Genomic DNA, 1,762 nt, shown 5'->3' with positions numbered 1-1,762 from the left:
CGTTTTGGGGGTAAAATTGAATCGCGGATGGATTGCCCCATGGAGGACTATGTTCGGGGGCGGACCACAGCAAGTTTTAATGTTTAGGGAGGGAAGTCATGGCAAAGTGCGCTAATTCAAAATGTGATGTCGAATTCGGCCTCCGTCACCGCAAGTACGAGTGTAGTGGCTGCGGTAAGTATTTTTGTGTTGAACATGTTTGTGACAGTAGTTATGTCGGTTGTTTAGCAAGAGAGGGGCTTGATGCAGTTGAGAAGGCCATAGATGAAAAGGGTCACCTTTGTTTCTCCTGTCTCGCAGGGGAGTACCAAAAAATTGGTATTCCAGAAGAGGAGGCAGCCGGTGTCAAGACTTGTAGCGCCTCTGGGTGTGGTAAGAATCTAGGTGGTCTTTTTACAGGAAAAAGTACTTGTGCTGTTTGTGGCCGAACTTTTTGTTCCGATCACATTTGTGAACGCGACGATGTTGATAACAGGTGGTTGGTTAGAAATGAACGTTTCAGGGGGGCAGAGGGGGTCTGCTCTGAATGTCGCGAGGGGATTGACACAGAGCACTATGACAACAGGGTCATTTACCACGACAAGGCCTATAACCTGAGGTTTGTGGCCGGCACCCGCAATGGAAAGCGGAAAGCCGTTCTGGTGCATGGAATCCTTTCGGGACACATGGCTTTTGATGAAATTGGCAGAGAGCTTGTTAGGTGTGGAGCCTTTGACGTGGTGTGGGCGCTGGATGACCTGGTTTACCAAGGTCGCGTCAACGAGGCAAAAAGGGTTGGGTTGAGTGATTTTATCACTACGCCGGACCCTGTTTCCATTCTGAAGACTATTGGGGTGGGCCTCACCAAAGCAGGTTTTTTGAAGGCACTTACCGCCATTGATTTGCCGGCCTATATCGTCGAAGGGGCCGCCAGGAATCTGGCTTTAACTCTTAGACTCTTGGGGTGGAAGGGCGTGACCATTATCGGCCACAGCCTCGGCGGTATTGTCGCCAGGTGTGCCGTCGAGTCCTATGACCTGACCTCTTCGGTAGATAAGGTCATAACTCTCGGTTCCCCTTTTCGTCTTTGGTTGAAGGTCAATAAACCGAAGTTGTGGAATCCGGAGGCCCTCAACATGCAGGTGGGCTATCTGGCCCTTGTTGGCAAAGGAGATTGGGTCGTGGCCCACCGAAGTTTGGGGAATTTGACAGAAAACGATTCAGCCAACCCCAACGTGCTGAAAATACTGATTGAAGATGCCGACCATACCTCTATTCATTCCAATGTGCGGCACAACAACGTCGCCGCCATCATTAAGGCTTTTGTCCTTGGATATGGCTCTAATATGGCTAGCGAATGTTTTCGGTATTTCCAGAGGGGAGATGATCGCTATGTTTCCGACAAGGAAAGGATCCTTGGGATGTCCCCAGTGAAGCTGGATAACGGCATCTGGCACGAGACGTGTTTTTCTGAAAACTTCGGTCCGACTTCCGGCATGGTTATACAGATGCAACCTGCCTCTGGTTAGCAAGGAGGTCTTTTCGGTGGTACTTTCAACATGTCCGGTTGATGGGGTTGGGGGAGCGGCACAATCTTTTCGGTGGGGCTGTTCGTTGTTCGGGGGCAGGCCGCAGCAAATTGGGGAGGCAGGTTTGTCAAGCCTGACCCATTTGTCTTTCCATCGCTCTACCAATCATTTTTTCTGATCCTACGATCGTGTAGAACAGCCCAGACGTAAGCCGGGCCTTGGACGAGGTGTCTTATTTCGCCGGGACCACTGAT

Annotated in this window: 1 protein-coding gene; it reads left to right on the top strand. The window is 50.6% G+C overall.

The annotated features are described in order from the left end of the window. Positions 1 to 98: 98 nt before the first annotated feature. Complete coding sequence (locus D6694_12750; GenBank protein RMH38045.1) at positions 99 to 1,508, top strand: alpha/beta fold hydrolase; 1,410 nt, start codon at positions 99 to 101, stop codon at positions 1,506 to 1,508. Positions 1,509 to 1,762: the final 254 nt, after the last annotated feature.

Source organism: Gammaproteobacteria bacterium (assembly GCA_003696665.1).
In the GTDB taxonomy this organism is placed as follows: domain Bacteria; phylum Pseudomonadota; class Gammaproteobacteria; order Enterobacterales.
Note: the sequence above shows the minus strand (reverse complement) of the source record. Positions and strands in the feature narration are given on the sequence as shown.